Source organism: Nocardioides sp. URHA0032 (assembly GCF_000620645.1).
GTDB lineage: Bacteria > Actinomycetota > Actinomycetes > Propionibacteriales > Nocardioidaceae > Nocardioides.
This window is the reverse complement of record NZ_JIAV01000015.1, coordinates 316,142-330,840: the sequence shown is the minus strand read 5'-3', so window position 1 is coordinate 330,840 and position 14,699 is coordinate 316,142. Positions and strand designations below refer to the sequence as shown.

Sequence of the window (14,699 nt, the reverse complement as noted above, 5' to 3'; positions counted from 1 at the left end):
CGGTCAGGACTCCTTGACCGCGATCTGCTCCACGATGTTGGCGACCTTCTCGAACGCGTCGATCGCCTCCTCGAGAGACTCGACGATGTCCTTCAGCTTGAGCACCTCGATGGTCTTGAACTCACCGCTGAAGAGCTTGGCGAGGGTACGCCGGTGGTTCTTGTCGCCGGCGTTCTCGAGCCGGTTGATCTCGATCCAGTACTCCTCGAGCGACTGCATGGCCTGCAGGTTCGGCATCGCGGCCGCGGTCAGCTCGGCACACCGCTGGAGCACCTCGACCTGGGTCGACAGCTCCGGGGGCAGCACCTTGACCTCGTACAGCAGGATCAGGTCGACGACCTCGTCCATCATGTCCATCACGTCGTCGAGACCGGAGCCCAGCGCGTAGATGTCCTCGCGGTCGAACGGCGTCACGAACGTCGTGTTGACCTTGCGGATCAGCTCGTGGGTCGTCTCGTCGGCGATGTGCTCGGCCTCGCGCATGCGGCGTGCCACGTCCTGGTGGTCGGCCGTCTCGCTGAGCATCTCCGCCAACAGGGCGGCACCCAGCACGAGGTGCTGGGCAGCCCTGGTGAAGAGGTCGTAGAAGGACGTGTCGACGGGCCGGATTCGCAAACCCACGGATAACTCCTGAGGAGGAGGAAGAGAACGCGCAACAGACTAGGGGGTGGCGTGCGGGATCGTGCAAGTGAGGGCGCGGCTAACGGCGACGGCGCTGCCGCTCGATCAGCCGCTCGTGCAGGTGCACCTGGCCGGCGTTCCGGGTCCAGCCGCCCTCGCTGTCGAGCTCCCAGGCGTTCGTGCCCGGGTCGAAGGCCAGGTCGAGCAGGCCGCCGACCGCCGCGATCTCGTCCTCGCCCGGCAGCCGCACCAGGACCTCCACGCGCCGGTCCAGGTTGCGGTGCATCATGTCCGCCGACCCGATCCAGGCCTCGGGCTCGCCGCCGTTGTCGAACCAGAAGATCCGGCTGTGCTCGAGGAACCGGCCCAGCACCGAGCGCACCGCGATCGTCTCCGACAGCCCGGGTACGCCGGGGCGCAGCGCACAGATGCCGCGCACCAGCAGCTCCACCGGTACGCCGGCCTGCGACGCGAGGTACAGCGCGTCGATGATCGCCTCGTCGACCACGGAGTTCGCCTTCAGGCGGATCCGCGCGGGCTGGCCGTTCTGGTGGTGGGCGATCTCCCGGTGGATCCGCTCGACGAGCCCGTCGCGGATCGAGTCCGGCGCGACCAGGAGCTCGTCGTACGTCGCGTTCCGCGACCACCCGGACAGGTTGTTGAACAGGTGGGCGACGTCCTCGCCGATCCGCTGGTTGACGGTGATCAGCCCGAGGTCCTCATAGAGCCGCGAGGTCTTCGGGTTGTAGTTGCCGGTGCCGATGTGGGTGTAGCGGCGGATGCCGTCCGGCTCGTCGCGCACCACCATCGAGAGCTTGCAGTGGGTCTTCAGGCCGACCAGGCCGTACACCACGTGGCAGCCGGCCTGCTCGAGCTTGCGCGCCCAGCGGATGTTCGCCTGCTCGTCGAACCGCGCCTTGATCTCCACGATCACCAGCACCTGCTTGCCGGCCTCGGCCGCGTCGATCAGGGCGTCGATGATCGGGGAGTCACCCGAGGTGCGGTACAGCGTCTGCTTGATCGCGAGCACGTGCGGGTCGGCCGCGGCCTGCTCGAGGAACCGCTGCACGCTGGTGGCGAAGGAGTCGTACGGGTGGTGCAGGAGCACGTCATGGCGCCGGGCGGCCTTGAACACGTCGACGGGAGCGGCGGACTCGACCTCGGCCAGCCGCTCGTGGGTCGTCGGCAGGTACGCCGGGTACTTCAGGTCCTGCCGCGGCAGGTCGGCGATGTTGTGCAGCCCGCGCAGGTCCAGCGGCCCGCGGAGCTTGAACACCTCCTCCTCCGAGACGCCGAGCTCGGAGATGAGCAGCTCCAGCACCTGCGGCGCGATCGACTCCTCGACCTCGAGCCGCACCGGCGGGCCGAACCGGCGCCGCAGCAGCTCCTTCTCGAGCGCGGCGAGGAGGTTCTCGGCGTCGTCCTCCTCGACCTCGAGGTCCTCGTTGCGGGTGACGCGGAAGGTGTGCACCTCGAGCACCTCCATGCCCGGGAACAGCCGCTTCAGGTGCTCGCCGATCACGTCCTCCAGCGGCACGAACCGCTGGTTGCCGACCGGCACGAACCGCTCGAAGATCGGCGGCACCTTGACCCGCGCGAAGTGGTCCTTGCCGGTGCGCGGGTTCCGCAGCAGCACCGCGAGGTTGAGCGACAGCCCGGAGATGTAGGGGAACGGGTGCGCGGGGTCGACGGCCAGCGGCGTCAGCACGGGGAAGACCCGGTCGCGGAACAGCCGCTTGGACTGCTTCTGCTCCTCGCGGTCCAGGTCGTCCCAGCGCACCAGCTCGATGCCCGCCTCCGACAGCGCGGGCACGATGTCGTCGCGGAACACCCGCGCCTGCCGCTCGGACAGCTCGCGCGTGGTGGACCAGATCAGCTCCAGCACCTCGGTCGGCATCAGGCCGGACGCAGCGGGTACGGCGACCCCGGCCGCGATCCGGCGCTTGAGGCCGGCCACGCGCACCATGAAGAACTCGTCGAGGTTGCTGGTGAAGATCGCCAGGAACCGGGTCCGCTCCAGCAGCGGCAGGTGCGGGTCCTCGGCCAGCTCGAGCACCCGCTGGTTGAAGCGCAGCCAGGACAGCTCCCGGTCCAGGAACCGGTCCTCGAACTTCTCGACCGCCTTCAGCGCTTCGTGGTCCGGCACGTACGGCGGCTCGACGTCGAACGTCTCCTCGGGCACGCCCTCGCCGTGGACGGACGTCGACGGCAGGCTCTCGAGGGACATGCCTCCCAGTCTGGCACCGCCGGGTGAACGGTAGGTTGCGACCGTGACCACCCGGGAACGTCTCGAGACCCTCGGACTGCGTGCGGCCCTCGGCCTCCCGGAGCGCGCCCAGCGGATCCTGGCCGGCCGCCGGGTCGTGCACGACGGCCAGGTCCTGGCGGCCGACGTCCAGCTGATGCTGCGCCTCCAGCGGGTCACCCGCGAGGTCGGCGCGGAGACGCTGCCGATCCCGCAGGGCCGCGAGGCGATCCTGCGGCACACCCGGATGACCGGCGGTCGCCCGGCGGCCGTCGCCGTGCGCGACCTGGTCGTCGGCGACCTGCCCGCCCGCCTCTACACGCCGGCCACCTCGCGGGGGTCGGGCCCGCTGCTGCTGTTCTTCCACGGCGGCGGCTTCATGTACGGCGACCTCGACTCCCACGACGCCGCGTGCCGGTTCCTCGCCGACCGCTCGGGGGTGCGGGTGCTCGCGGTCGACTACCGGCTCGCGCCGGAGCACCCCTTCCCGGCGGCGTACGACGACGCGCTGGCCGCGCACCGCTGGCTGGTCGGCCACGCCGCCGAGGTCGGCGCGGACCCCGGGCGCCTCGCGGTCGGCGGGGACTCCGCGGGAGGCAACCTGGCCGCGGTGGTGGCGATCGAGGCGGCCCGGCGCGGCCTGCCGCTGGCCTTCCAGCTGCTGGTCTACCCGGCCACCGACGCGGTCCGGCAGACCGACAGCGCGGCGTCGTTCGCGGAGGGCTTCTACCTGACCAGGGCCTTCATGGACCTGGCGAACGCCAGCTACATCGTCGGGACCGACCCGACCGACCCCCGCGTCTCGCCGCGCTACGCGGACCTGCCGGCCGGCCTCGCCCCGGCGTACGTCGTGACCGCCGGCTACGACCCGCTCCGCGACGAGGGCGAGGCATACGCGCGCAAGCTCGCGGAGGCGGGCGTGCACGTGGAGCTGCGCCGGTTCGCGGACCAGATCCACGGCTTCTTCAACGTGGTCGGCGTCGGCCGGACCAGCCGGGCCGCGAACGCCGCGATCGCCGCCAAGCTCAAGGCCGCGCTCACCTAACGGCGGAAGAAGCCCTTCTTCGCCTGCAGCTCCTGCAGCTCCGCGCGGGCCTTCTCCAGCTCGACCGCGAGGTCGCGCGCCTTCTCCTCCGCGGCGACGCGCTCCTCCATCGCGGCCTCGGCGATCTCGGCCTGGCGGCGTACGGCGGCCTCGACCGCGCTGCGGTCCGCGGCCCGCTGCGCCGCGGCCTCCTCGGCCTCGCCCCGGAGCCGCGCCTGCTCGGCGGCCTGGCGCTCGGCGGCCTCACGCGCCTGCACCGCCTCGTCGAGGCGGGCGAGGGCGTCGCGGAGCTGCGCCTCGGCGGACTGACGGTCCGTGGCGGCCGTGGCGGCGAGCTCGGCGTGCGCCCTCGCGTCCTCCTCGGCCGCGCGGCGCTGCTCGAGTGCCTGTGCGGCGGCCCGCTCGGCGGCCTCGCGGGCGGCGGCGTGCGCCTCGGCGGCCACGTCGGCCTCGGCCCGGGCGTCGTGGGCGATCCGGGCCTGCTCGGCCTGGTGCTCGGCGCGCTGGTGCGCGGAGGTCTGGTCGGTGGCCGCCTGGGCGGCGGCCTCGGCCTGCTCACGGGCCCGCATCTCGGCCTGTTCGCGCGCGGACTGCGCCTCCTCGGCGCGGGCGGCGGCCTCCTGCGCGGCTCGCTCGGCGGCCTCGCGTGCCGCGACGGCCTCGGTGGCCGCCTCGACGTGGGACCGGGCGGTGGCCTCGGCCGCCTCCCGGGCGGAGGCGGCCTCGGCGGCCGCGGTCTCCGCGGTGGTCCGCGCCTCGTGCGCCTCGCGTGCGCGGTCGGCGTGCGTGCGGGCGTTCTCGTCGGCGGCGATCCGCGCCTCGTGGGCGGTGCGCAGCGCCTCGGCGAGCTCGGAGGCGGTGCGGTGCGCGGCCTCCTCGGCCGCGGCGGCCCGGGCGGTGGCGGCCGCCTGGTCGCGGGCGACCTCCTCGGCCGCCGTGCGCGCGGCCTGCGCCTGCTCGGCGGTCGCGGCCTGCGAATGCGCGGCCTGCTCGGCCTCGAGCCGCGAGCTGTGCGCCTCGTCGGCGAGCCGGGCGTGCTCGGCGGCGGCCGTGTCCGCGGCGGCGCGCGCCTCGGCCTGCTCGGTGGCCTTCGCCTCGGCGGCCTCCCGCGCGGCGGCCTGCTCGGCGGCCGCCTGCTCCGCCGCGGCCCGGGCCTCCCGCGAGACCAGCACGAAGTCCTCGTGCTCGCGGCGGGCTGCGGCCACCTGCTCGGCGAGCTCCGCGGCCCGGGCCTCGGCGGCCTCACGGTCGGCGTGTGCCTGGCGTGCGGTCTCTGCTGCCTCGCGGGCTCCGGCGTCGGCCGTCTCCCGGGCCGCGGCAGCCGCGGCGGCCAGCTCCGCGTGGGTGCGGGCCGCGTCCTCGGCGTCCGCCCGGGCCGCGTGGGCCTCCTGGGCGCGGCGGGCCTGCTCGGCGGCCGCCTCGTCGGAGGCGGCACGGCCGGTCGCCTGTTCCGCGGCCGCGGCCTCGGCGGCGGCCCGGGCCTCGGCCTGCTGGGCCGCCCGCTCGTCGGCGGCCTGTCGGGCTGCCGCTCCCGTGGCCAGCGCCTCGTCGTGCTCGGCGGCCAGCGCCGCGAGCCGCTCGGCGTGCGCCGCCTGCTGTGCCTCGGCGCGCTCGCTCGCTGCCTGCTCGACCTCGTCGAGGCGGTGGCCGAGCGCGGCCAGCCGCTCGGCGTACGCCGCCTCCTGCTCCTCGACCCGCGCGGCCGCGGCGCGCTCGGCGGCGGCGCGCTCCTCGGCGGCCTGCGCGACCTGCTCGGCGAGCTCCTGCACCCGCGCCTCGGCGGCCTCGCGGTCGGCATGTGCCTGGCGGGCGGTCTCCGCGGCCTCGCGGGCCGCTCGGTCCGCCTCCGCGCGCGCCCGGGTGTCGGCGGTGGCGCGCTCGGCCTGTGCGCGAGCGGCCTCCTCGGCGGACGCCCGCGCGGTCTCCGCTGCGGCGGCGCGTTCCGCGGCGAGCCGCGCGCTCTCCTCGGCCTCGGCCCGCTCGGCGGCCTGCTGCGCGGCCGCCTGCTCGGCGGCGAGCCTGAGGGCGGTGGCGACCTTGGCCGTCTCGACGAGCTTGCGGCCCGCCTCCTCGGCCTCGGCGCGCGCCTGGACGGCGGCGGTGGCGGCCGCCTCGAGCCGCTCCCGCTCGGCCGCGTGCGCGGCGCCCTGCTCCTCGGCGGCGCGGCGGGCGTCGTACGCCTCCTGCGCCTTCGCGGCGTGCTCGGCGGCCTGCTCGTCGGCCTCGACGCGCGCCCGGTGGGCGGCCGTGGCGGCCTCCTCGGCGACCAGCCGCTCGGCGGCCTGCTCGGCGGCGGCCTGCTCGGCGCGCCGGCGCAGCTCGGCCGCGCGCTCGATCGCCGCCTGGAGGTCGGCCGGGGTGCGCACGGCCGGCGGGGGCGCGCTCGGGGCCGAGGCCTCGGGCGCCGCCGGGGCCTCCTGCTTGCGCTGCCACCACCGCGTGGTGCTGGCGTCGTTGTCGTCCATCAGCCGAGAGCCTAGGGGTTGGTGGGGCGGGTGTGCAGTCGATCCCGAAGCCGACCGTGACGGCAGCGGCGGTGCCGCGTTGCACCTGCATGACCTGCGTCAAGCACAACCTCCGGATGGTCCGGCTGGTCGTGGGCGGTCGGACCCGCACGCCCGAGCACGCCGCGCTGCTCACCGCCGTCCGTCGTTGCCGGCGGTGCAACCCGCCGGCGCTGCCGCCGCTGCGCTCGCGGGTGTGGGTCCCGCGTGCTCGCGTGGAGCTAGTAGACGAGCGCCTGCACGTCCGGCGCTAGCACTTCCTCGGCGAACGCCGCGGCGCCTGCGATGCGTACGCCGGGCAGCACGTCCTCCTCGGTGATCCCGCGACGGGCCGCGCACTGGGTGCAGACGGTCACCCGCCCCCCGGCGAGCACCGCCCCGACCAGCCCGGCCGGCGCCGCGGCGTGCGGCAGCTCGAACGACTCGCGGCCGGCCACGCCGAGCCACGCGCCCTCCCCGGTCAGCCACAGGCTCACCTCGGCGCCCGCGGTCAGCGCGGTCGCGGCGACGGTCAGCCCCTGGTTGCAGCGCTCCGGGTCGTCGGAGCCGCAGGTCACCTTGACAACGAGTGGGCGCACGCGATCAGGCTACGCGGCGGCCGGCGTACCCGGCAGGGAGAGGATCTCGGCCTCCCGGTCGGTGTCCATGCCCATCCACTCGGCGATCTCGGGATCGTGGGGACCTGCCATGGCACTCACCTCCTGGCCAAGTGTTCCCCCGCTCCACCTCGGTCATGCGGGAGGCGCGCCGCCTCTAGAGTGAAGGCATGCCGTTCGAGCTCCCCGAGAACCTCCATCCCGACTGCGGCCCGGTCGCCTGGCTGCTGGGGCGCTGGGGCGGGCGCGGGCACGGCGACTACCCGACGATCGAGAAGTTCGAGTACGGCCAGGAGCTCGTCTTCACCCACGACGGCCGGCCGTTCTTCCACTACTTCTCCCGGTCGTGGATCGTCGACGAGCACGGCGAGAAGGTCCGGGAGGCTGCTCAGGAGGCGGGCTTCCTCCGGTGCAAGCCGGGTGGCCACGTCGAGCTGCTGCTCACGCACAACACCGGCTTCGCCGAGATCTGGTACGGCGAGGCCGGGGACGGCAAGCTCGACCTGACCACCGACGCGGTGGTCCGCACCGAGACGGCCAAGGAGTACACGGGCGGCAAGAGGCTGTACGGGAACGTCGAGGGTGACCTCCTGTACGCCTTCGACATGGCCGCGATGGGCCAGGGGCTCCAGCCGCACCTGTGGGCGCGGCTGGTGCGCCAGTGAGGTCGCGGTGAACGAGTCGTGATCGGGTCATGAGGCAGGCATGAGCGAGGACCTCGCGGCCCGTCTGCACAGCCTCGGCTACCGGCTGACGCCGCAGCGGCAGTTCGTCCTCCAGGCCGTCGAGAAGCTCGGCCACGCCACTCCCGACGAGATCCTCGCCGAGGTCCAGTCGCAGTCCAGCGCGGTCAACGTCTCGACCGTCTACCGCACGCTCGAGGTGCTCGAGGAGCTCGGACTGGTCCGGCACACCCACCTGTCCGACCGCGCCCCGACGTACCACTCGGTCACCGACCACGAGCACTTCCACCTGGTCTGCCGGAATTGCCACAAGGTCATCTCGGTTGACCCTGACGAGGTGGCGCCGCTCGCGGAGCGGCTCCGCGGCGAGCACGGGTTCGTGCTCGACATCGGCCACCTGGCCGTGTTCGGCAACTGTGTGGAGTGTGAGAAGGATGCGTAGCCCCCTGCTGGACCTGCCCGGCGCCGTCGCCGCGGACGGGAGCGACCGCGACGTCGCGGCCCATTACGGGTCGTTCAACGGCGAGCAGCGCACCCTCGAGGGCGGCGACGGCTTCGTCGACCTCTCGCACCGCGACGTCCTCCGGGTCAGCGGCCCGGACCGGCTGACCTGGCTGCACTCCCTGACCACCCAGCACCTCGAGACGCTGCCGCCGAAGGTGTGGACCGGCGTCCTGATCCTCAGCCCCCAGGGCCACGTCGAGCACGCCTTCTTCGGGTACGACGACGGCGAGTCCTTCACCGCCCACACCGAGCCCGGCGCTGCCGCGGCGCTCGTGGAGTTCCTGGACCGGATGCGGTTCATGATGCGGGTCGAGGTCGCCGACGTGACCGATGCACTCGCCGTGACATGGCGCCCGTCCGCCGCCGGCGAGGGGCCGTACGCCGGCTACGAGCTGGTCCCGCGCGACCAGCTCACCGCGTACGCCGAGGCGGCCGGCCCGGCCTGCGGCCTGTGGGCGTTCGAGGCCCTGCGCATCGCGCGCGGCGAGCCGCGGCTGGGCCTCGACACGGACCACCGCACGATCCCGAACGAGGCCGGCTGGGTCGGCCCCGCCGTCCACCTCGACAAGGGCTGCTACCGCGGCCAGGAGACGGTCGCCCGCGTGCACACCCTCGGCCGGCCGCCCCGGCGGCTGACCCTCCTGCACCTCGACGGGTCGGAGAACCGCTTGCCCACCATCGGCGCCGACCTGCTCCTGGGCGACAAGGTCGTCGGCTTCGTCGGCACCTCGGCCCGGCACCACGAGCTCGGCCCGATCGCGCTGGCGATGGTCAAGCGCAACGTCCCGCTCGACGCACAGCTGACGGTCGAGGGCATGCCCGCGGCCCAGGAGGTCCTCGTCGACCCCGAGGTGGGGTTGCACGTCCGTCCGCTGCGCTGATCTCGGATCATCACGGAGACGATCACCGGCCAGCACTGACGACGTCCCGGCGCGAGCAGCTAGAGGCCGAGAGCAGAACCCTCGACCGGTCGCCCGCGGGCCGATGAGCCCTGCGGCCTACCGTGAATCGGGGACCCTGGCTCCAGCAGCGGGCCATGCCCTCCTGGGCGATGCTGACTAGTACCTGTGACGACAGTGCAACGACCGGTCGACCTCCGGCTGCTGATGCTCGACATCGACGATGCGAGGAAGACGTGCCACACGATGCGTGAGGTGCCCCACAGTCGAGCAGCCCTGAAGGCGGCAGAGCAGCGGCTGGTGACCGCGCTGGAGGCGTACGCCGCCGCGGTCGCGGCTCGTGGCCTCCCGTTGCCGCATCGCCTCCGGGTGGAGCTCATCGTGTACCGGTCCGTGGTCGCGCATCCGTGAGCCTCAACGAGGTCGGGAGTACATCACGTGCGTGTCCGGCTGGGCGTGGCCGAACCCGAGGCCCGAGTAGAGCGCGACCGCAGGAGCGTTGTCCGACTCGACGTACAGCAGCACCTCGGCGACGCCCCGGGATGCCAGGTGGTGCAGGCCGCCCAGGGTGAGCGTCTTGCCGAGCCCGCGACCCTGAGCCGCGGGGTCGATGCCGACGACGTACACCTCGCCCAGCTCGGCCGAGTGCTGCTTGGTCCAGTGGAAGCCCAGCATCCGGTCGCCGTCCGTCGCCACGAGCAGGCCGGCCGGGTCGAACCAGGGCTCGCCCATCCGCTCGGCGAGGTTCTCGGCGTCCATCGAGCCCTGCTCGGGGTGGTGGGCGAACGCCGCGGCGTTCACCCGGACCAGCTCGCCGGCATCGTCGGGTCGGTAGCTCCGGATCCGCTCGGAGTCGTACGCCGGCAGCGGGACGGTCATGTCGCGCCGCATCACCCAGAGCTCACGCACGCGCTCGAACCCGAGTGACCGCGCGAGCGCGGCGGCGGCCGGGTGGTCGCCGTGCGACCAGGCCCGCACCTCACCGGTTGTCGGGAGGGCCTCGTCGACCAGCGACCGTCCGAGGCCACGACCGCGAGCGGCCGGGTCGACGACCACGCTGAGGTCCGGGCCGATCAGCAGCGCGAAGCCGTCGTCGCGCACCCACGACCGGACGGAGTCGGGATGGTGCCGGAGCGCCAGCCAGGTCGCCTCGTCGAGCGGCGCGGCGCCGTCGTGCGCCTCGGCCGCCGCCGCCACCCGCTGGATGGTGTCCACGGTCCGACCCTACGGGCGGCGTCACGTGGTGTTCACACGGCCACGAGCCGAATTGCTCGCGATCGCGACGCAAGGATGAGATTCTGGCGTCGCTCAGATCTTCGGGGGAGGTGAGGGTCCGTGGCCAGACGCGGCCGCAAGCTGGATCCGATCGCTGCGCATCGTCGCCGGCTGGTCCTGGAGACCGCCGGCATCGTGCTGGTCGGCCTGATCGCGTTGGTGCTCGTGGTGCTGGCGCTACGGCGCTGACGCCTCGCGGTCGAGGACCAGGGTGACCGGGCCGTCGTTGACCGACTCGACCCGCATGTCGGCGCCGAAGACGCCGCGCTCGACCCGGGCGCCGAGCCGCTCGAGCTCCGCGCAGACTGCGTCGTACGCCGGTTCGCTGACCGAGCCCGGGGCGGCGGCCTGCCAGGTGGGCCGGCGGCCCTTCCGCGCGTCGCCGTACAGCGTGAACTGGCTGACGACGAGCACCGGGGCGTCCACCTCGGACGCCGACCTCTCCTCGCGGAGCAGCCGCAGCTCCCAGATCTTGCGCGCCGTCCAGGCGACCTCGCCGGGGCCGTCGTCGTGGGTGACGCCGAGGTAGACCAGGAGCCCCGGCTCGTCGATCGCCCCGACGACCGCCCCGTCGACGGTCACGCTGGCCCGGAGCACCCGCTGGATCACTGCTCGCACCCGCCCAGTCTGGCGTCTGGCACGATGCCTGCGTGCCAACGACGTCACCCAGCCAGGTCCTGATCACCGTCGCCCCGACCGGGGCGGAGACAGCGAAGGCGGACTGCCCGCAGCTGCCCACGACGCTCGAGGAGCTGGTCCGGACCGCCCAGGAGTGCGAGGCGGCCGGGGCCGCGATGATCCACGTCCACATCCGCGACGACGAGCACCGGCCCACCCTCGACCGGACCCGGCTCCGCGACACCGTCCAGGCACTCCACGAGCAGACGGACCTGGTCGTGCAGCTCTCGACCGGTGGCTCCGTGCACGACCCGCTCGAGGAGCGCCTGAAGGTCCTCGACGCCCAGCCCGACTCGTGCAGCCTCACGATGGGCACCACGAACTTCGGTGACGACGTCTTCTCCAACCCGTGGCCCTTCGTGTGCGAGCTCTACCAGCTCAGCCAGGAGCGCGAGGTGGTGCCGGAGTTCGAGCTGTTCGACCTGGGCCAGGTGCACGCCGTCCACCGCCTGCTGGACACCTACGGCCTGCCGTACGGCGGCCGCGTGCACTGCGACTTCGTGATGGGCGTGCCGGGCGGGATGCCGGGCACGGCGCCCGCGCTCGTGGCCGCCGTCGGCATGCTCCCGGCCGAGGTCACGAGCTGGTCGGCGACCGGCATCGGCCGCAGCACGCTGCCGGTGATGCTGGCCGCGCTGTCGATGGGTGGCCACCTGCGCGTCGGGATGGAGGACGTGCTGACCCTCGCCCGTGGCGTCCCGGTGGAGCGGAACGCCCAGCTCGTCGAGCGAGCGGTCGCGGCCGCCGCGGTCGCCCAGCGGACGCCCATGCCGGCCTCAGACGCGCGCGCTCTCCTCGGGCTCTGATCCGTCCCTCGCGGCCGTCCCGCCGTGCTCCTTGGTCGGCAGCACGAACCGGTAGCCGACGTTGCGCACGGTGCCGATGAGCGTCTCGTTCTCCGGGCCGAGCTTCGCGCGCAGCCGGCGTACGTGCACGTCGACGGTGCGCGTGCCCCCGAAGTAGTCGTAGCCCCAGACCTCCTGGAGCAGCTGCTGGCGGGAGAAGACCCGGCCCGGGTGCTGGGCGAGGAACTTGAGGAGCTCGAACTCCTTGAACGTCAGATCGAGCGGCCGCCCGCCGACCTTGGCGGTGTACGTCGCGTCGTCGACCAGCACCTCGCCGGACCGGATGACGTGGGACTCGGGGTCGTCGGCGTCGCGCTGGGCGGCCAGCCGGCCGATCGCCAGCTTGATCCGCGCCTCGAGCTCGGCGGGCCCGCACGTGTGCAGGACGACGTCGTCCATGCCCCAGTCGTGGTGGACGACGGCCAGCCCGCCCTCGGTGCAGACCAGGAGCACCGGGACGTCGGTGCCGGTCGTGCGGATCAGCCGGCACAGGTCGCGGGCGTGGGCGAGATCCTGGCGGCCGTCGACCAGCAGCAGGTCGGCGTCCGGCGCCTCGAGGAGCGCGCTGCCCTCGGCGGGCAGGATGCGGACCTGGTGGCCGAGCAGGGCGAGACCGGGCAGCACCTCGGCGGAAGGCTGCAGGGCGCTGGTGAGGAGCAGGAGCGTGCTCATGACTGGTCTCCTCCCGACGGACGGGGAGACCGAAACGCAACGCTGGGCTTCGGCCGGTGTGTCTGGTCGGGAAGAATACCGAACCATGGCCGCCGCTCCGATCGAAGTCCACTACTGGGCCTCCGCCCGCTCTGCGGCCGGGGTCGCCGGAGACAGCCTGGAGGTGGACGGCCCGATCACCCTCGCGGAGGTCGTCCGCCGTGCGGTGGAGCTGCACCCGGGCACCCGACTGCCTGACGTGCTGCAGATCTGCTCGACCCTGGTCGGTGACCGCCCGGTCAACGCCGAGGATCCGGGGGCGGTCCTGGTGGCCCCGGGCTCGTCGGTGGAGTTCCTCCCGCCGTTCGCCGGCGGCTGATCTCCCGCCAGGCCGCGACGACCGCAGCGCCGCCGAGTCCGCCCAGGGTGTTCGCGACCACGTCGATGAAGGTGGCCGACCGCGCCGGGAGGAACAGGCCCTGGAACAGCTCCACGGCGCCGGCGATGACGAACGCGTACGCCGTCCAGTCGCGCCAGGTCGTCCGCGGCCAGAGCAGCGATCCGAGCGCGGAGACCGGCATCAGGATGACGGCGTTGAGCACGAACTCGACCCGCATCCCGGTCGCGATCCGCTCCGGCACGCCGGCGCCGATCACGAGGTCGGCGACCCAGCCGGCGCTCGTGGACTGGGGGCCGGAGGTCGGTGCGAGCAGGACCAGGGCCAGGAACACGCCGTACAGCGCGAGCGCAAGCGCGAGGTGTCGACGGGTCACGGTCGGTGCTGCCACCGGCACACCCTTGCAGGTCGCGTCGGAATGGGTTCGCAGATCTCCGCGTTGCCCCCCATGTGAGCACGGGAGCCTGGGTCGTCCTCGTTGCCGTCGTGGCCGCGCTGGCCTTCGGCGGCTACCGGCTGCTGACCGACGGCCGCTTCCGCGGCACCCGCGGCGTCGGTGGTCGAGCAGCGAGCACCACAGATGCCGGTGATCGCGCATCGGGCGTCGATGACATCGGCGGTCGAGCGGCTGATGTCGGTGGTCGAGTAGCGAGCGCCAGCGAGCGTATCGAGACCCCGTGGTCCCTCCTCACCGCCGCGGTCCCCGCAGCGGAGCTCGGGGAGCGGGCCACGCTGCTCCAGTTCTCCTCGGCGTTCTGCGCGCCGTGCCGGGCCACCCGCCGCACCCTGACGGACGTCGCCGGGGCCGTGCCGGGCGTCGCGCACGTCGAGGTCGACGCCGAGCACCATCTGGACCTCGTCCGCGCCCTCGGCATCCTGCGCACCCCGACGACGCTGGTGCTCGACAGTGTCGGTCGCGAGGTCACCCGGGCGACCGGGGCGCCGCGCAAGGAGCAGGTGCTCGCCGCCCTGGGGTGGGCCTGATGTCCGCATCGTGGATGGCTGTCTCGCGTGTCGAGACGACGAGTGGGTGGCGGCGTAGGTCCTTCCCTACTGTGGGAGCCATGTCCACGACACTGCTGACCAGGCGCCGGGCGGTCGACCACTGCCGCGTGCGCTCGTCGCTGTGTCGAATGCGCTGACGCACGGTCGCGCGCTCTTCTCCCTTATCCCTACTGGATTAGTCGACTAAACTCAGGACGGAAGCCGCCGCTGGGCGTGCCGCGACCTGCAACCGCCCGGCACCGCCCCCGTCAGCAGGAGAGACATGTCCACGACCAGCACCGCCGCCACCACCGGCACCACGGCCGGCATCGACCCTCGCGGTCCCCAGTTCGCCGCCACGATCACCGCGCTCGTCCTGGTGCTGGCGCTGCTGCTGGCCCCGGCCGCTGCCGCGCTCGTGCTGTTGGCGGCCCAGACCGCTGTCTTCGCGGTGGGCGCCGCCCGCGGCGTGCAGCACACGCCGTACTCCTGGCTGTTCCGCACCCTCGTGCGTCCCCGCCTCGGACCGCCGACCGAGCTCGAGGACCCGGCGCCGCCGCGGTTCGCCCAGGCGGTGGGTCTCGGGTTCGCGGTCGTCGGCCTGCTCGGTTTCCTCGGCGGTGTGGACGTCGTCGGCTACGTGGCCGTCGGCCTCGCGCTGGTGGCGGCACTGCTCAACGCCGTCTTCCGCTTCTGCCTCGGCTGCGAGATGTACCTGCTCCTCAAGCGCGCGACCGCGCACTGACCCCAGACCCCGCGCCCCTTCCTCGGC

General features: G+C 73.5%; 18 protein-coding genes. 10 read left to right on the top strand and 8 right to left on the bottom strand.

Annotated elements, in window-relative coordinates:
- Positions 1–3: 3 nt before the first annotated feature.
- Both N538_RS0106120 and N538_RS0106115 read right to left on the bottom strand, forming a co-directional pair.
- Complete coding sequence (locus tag N538_RS0106120; protein ID WP_028636584.1) at positions 4–621, bottom strand: DUF47 domain-containing protein; 618 nt, start codon at positions 619–621, stop codon at positions 4–6.
- A gap of 79 nt (positions 622–700) precedes the next feature.
- On the bottom strand, positions 701–2,848 hold the full coding sequence (locus N538_RS0106115) for an RNA degradosome polyphosphate kinase (RefSeq protein ID WP_028636583.1): 2,148 nt from the start codon (positions 2,846–2,848) through the stop codon (positions 701–703).
- Positions 2,849–2,891: 43 nt separating this feature from the next.
- Here N538_RS0106115 and N538_RS24040 point away from each other — a divergent pair, with 43 nt between their 5' ends.
- Positions 2,892–3,911, top strand: coding sequence for an alpha/beta hydrolase (locus N538_RS24040; protein WP_036569579.1), 1,020 nt, complete (start codon positions 2,892–2,894; stop codon positions 3,909–3,911).
- Here the strand turns inward: N538_RS24040 and N538_RS27240 are convergent.
- Together N538_RS27240 and N538_RS0106095 are read right to left on the bottom strand one after the other, a co-directional pair.
- A complete protein-coding gene (locus tag N538_RS27240; RefSeq protein ID WP_051548842.1) occupies positions 3,908–6,376 on the bottom strand; it encodes a hypothetical protein in 2,469 nt (822 codons plus the stop codon). The two genes, N538_RS24040 and N538_RS27240, sit on opposite strands and share 4 nt — an antisense overlap.
- A gap of 260 nt (positions 6,377–6,636) precedes the next feature.
- Positions 6,637–6,993: a DsrE family protein gene (locus N538_RS0106095; protein ID WP_028636581.1), complete on the bottom strand. Its 357-nt coding sequence runs from the start codon at positions 6,991–6,993 to the stop codon at positions 6,637–6,639.
- Between the two features lie 188 nt (positions 6,994–7,181).
- Here N538_RS0106095 and N538_RS0106085 point away from each other — a divergent pair, with 188 nt between their 5' ends.
- The 4 genes from N538_RS0106085 to N538_RS0106070 all read left to right on the top strand — a co-directional run bounded on the left by N538_RS0106085 (position 7,182) and on the right by N538_RS0106070 (position 9,508).
- Entirely contained in the window at positions 7,182–7,676 is a 495-nt protein-coding gene (locus N538_RS0106085; RefSeq protein ID WP_028636580.1) for an FABP family protein, read from the top strand.
- A 40-nt stretch (positions 7,677–7,716) separates the two neighbouring features.
- A complete protein-coding gene (locus N538_RS0106080; protein ID WP_028636579.1) occupies positions 7,717–8,136 on the top strand; it encodes a Fur family transcriptional regulator in 420 nt (139 codons plus the stop codon).
- Positions 8,129–9,079 carry a CAF17-like 4Fe-4S cluster assembly/insertion protein YgfZ gene (gene ygfZ / locus N538_RS0106075; protein ID WP_028636578.1) on the top strand — a complete coding sequence of 317 codons (951 nt, stop codon included), beginning with the start codon at positions 8,129–8,131 and terminating at the stop codon, positions 9,077–9,079. The genes N538_RS0106080 and ygfZ overlap by 8 nt, the downstream gene beginning before the upstream one ends.
- Before the next feature lie 186 nt (positions 9,080–9,265).
- Positions 9,266–9,508: a hypothetical protein gene (locus N538_RS0106070; RefSeq protein WP_155991981.1), complete on the top strand. Its 243-nt coding sequence runs from the start codon at positions 9,266–9,268 to the stop codon at positions 9,506–9,508.
- A 3-nt stretch (positions 9,509–9,511) separates the two neighbouring features.
- On the opposite strand, the gene mshD is transcribed toward N538_RS0106070, so the two are convergent.
- A complete protein-coding gene (gene mshD / locus N538_RS0106065; protein WP_028636576.1) occupies positions 9,512–10,312 on the bottom strand; it encodes a mycothiol synthase in 801 nt (266 codons plus the stop codon).
- Positions 10,313–10,432: 120 nt separating this feature from the next.
- On the opposite strand from mshD, the gene N538_RS29440 reads away from it, so the two are divergent.
- Entirely contained in the window at positions 10,433–10,561 is a 129-nt protein-coding gene (locus tag N538_RS29440; RefSeq protein WP_269320322.1) for a hypothetical protein, read from the top strand.
- Here N538_RS29440 and dtd read toward each other — a convergent pair.
- On the bottom strand, positions 10,550–10,990 hold the full coding sequence (dtd, locus tag N538_RS0106055; RefSeq protein ID WP_028636575.1) for a D-aminoacyl-tRNA deacylase: 441 nt from the start codon (positions 10,988–10,990) through the stop codon (positions 10,550–10,552). The genes N538_RS29440 and dtd overlap by 12 nt on opposite strands.
- 32 nt (positions 10,991–11,022) lie before the next feature.
- On the opposite strand from dtd, the gene N538_RS0106050 reads away from it, so the two are divergent.
- Complete coding sequence (locus tag N538_RS0106050) at positions 11,023–11,856, top strand: 3-keto-5-aminohexanoate cleavage protein (RefSeq protein WP_036569575.1); 834 nt, start codon at positions 11,023–11,025, stop codon at positions 11,854–11,856.
- On the opposite strand, the gene N538_RS24030 is transcribed toward N538_RS0106050, so the two are convergent.
- Entirely contained in the window at positions 11,827–12,567 is a 741-nt protein-coding gene (locus N538_RS24030) for a response regulator transcription factor (protein ID WP_036569572.1), read from the bottom strand. The genes N538_RS0106050 and N538_RS24030 overlap by 30 nt on opposite strands.
- 85 nt (positions 12,568–12,652) lie before the next feature.
- Here N538_RS24030 and N538_RS0106040 point away from each other — a divergent pair, with 85 nt between their 5' ends.
- Positions 12,653–12,925 (top strand): MoaD/ThiS family protein, encoded by a 273-nt coding sequence (locus N538_RS0106040; protein ID WP_028636573.1) that lies wholly within the window; start codon positions 12,653–12,655, stop codon positions 12,923–12,925.
- Here N538_RS0106040 and N538_RS24025 read toward each other — a convergent pair.
- Complete coding sequence (locus N538_RS24025) at positions 12,846–13,334, bottom strand: VanZ family protein (RefSeq protein ID WP_197025244.1); 489 nt, start codon at positions 13,332–13,334, stop codon at positions 12,846–12,848. The two genes, N538_RS0106040 and N538_RS24025, sit on opposite strands and share 80 nt — an antisense overlap.
- Positions 13,335–13,393: 59 nt before the next feature.
- Between N538_RS24025 and N538_RS0106030 the strand changes: the two genes are divergently transcribed.
- Together N538_RS0106030 and N538_RS0106025 are read left to right on the top strand one after the other, a co-directional pair.
- Positions 13,394–13,927, top strand: a complete 534-nt coding sequence (locus N538_RS0106030; RefSeq protein ID WP_028636572.1) for a TlpA family protein disulfide reductase — start codon at positions 13,394–13,396, stop codon at positions 13,925–13,927.
- Between the two features lie 283 nt (positions 13,928–14,210).
- Positions 14,211–14,672: a DUF4395 domain-containing protein gene (locus N538_RS0106025; RefSeq protein WP_051548840.1), complete on the top strand. Its 462-nt coding sequence runs from the start codon at positions 14,211–14,213 to the stop codon at positions 14,670–14,672.
- Positions 14,673–14,699 lie beyond the last annotated feature (27 nt).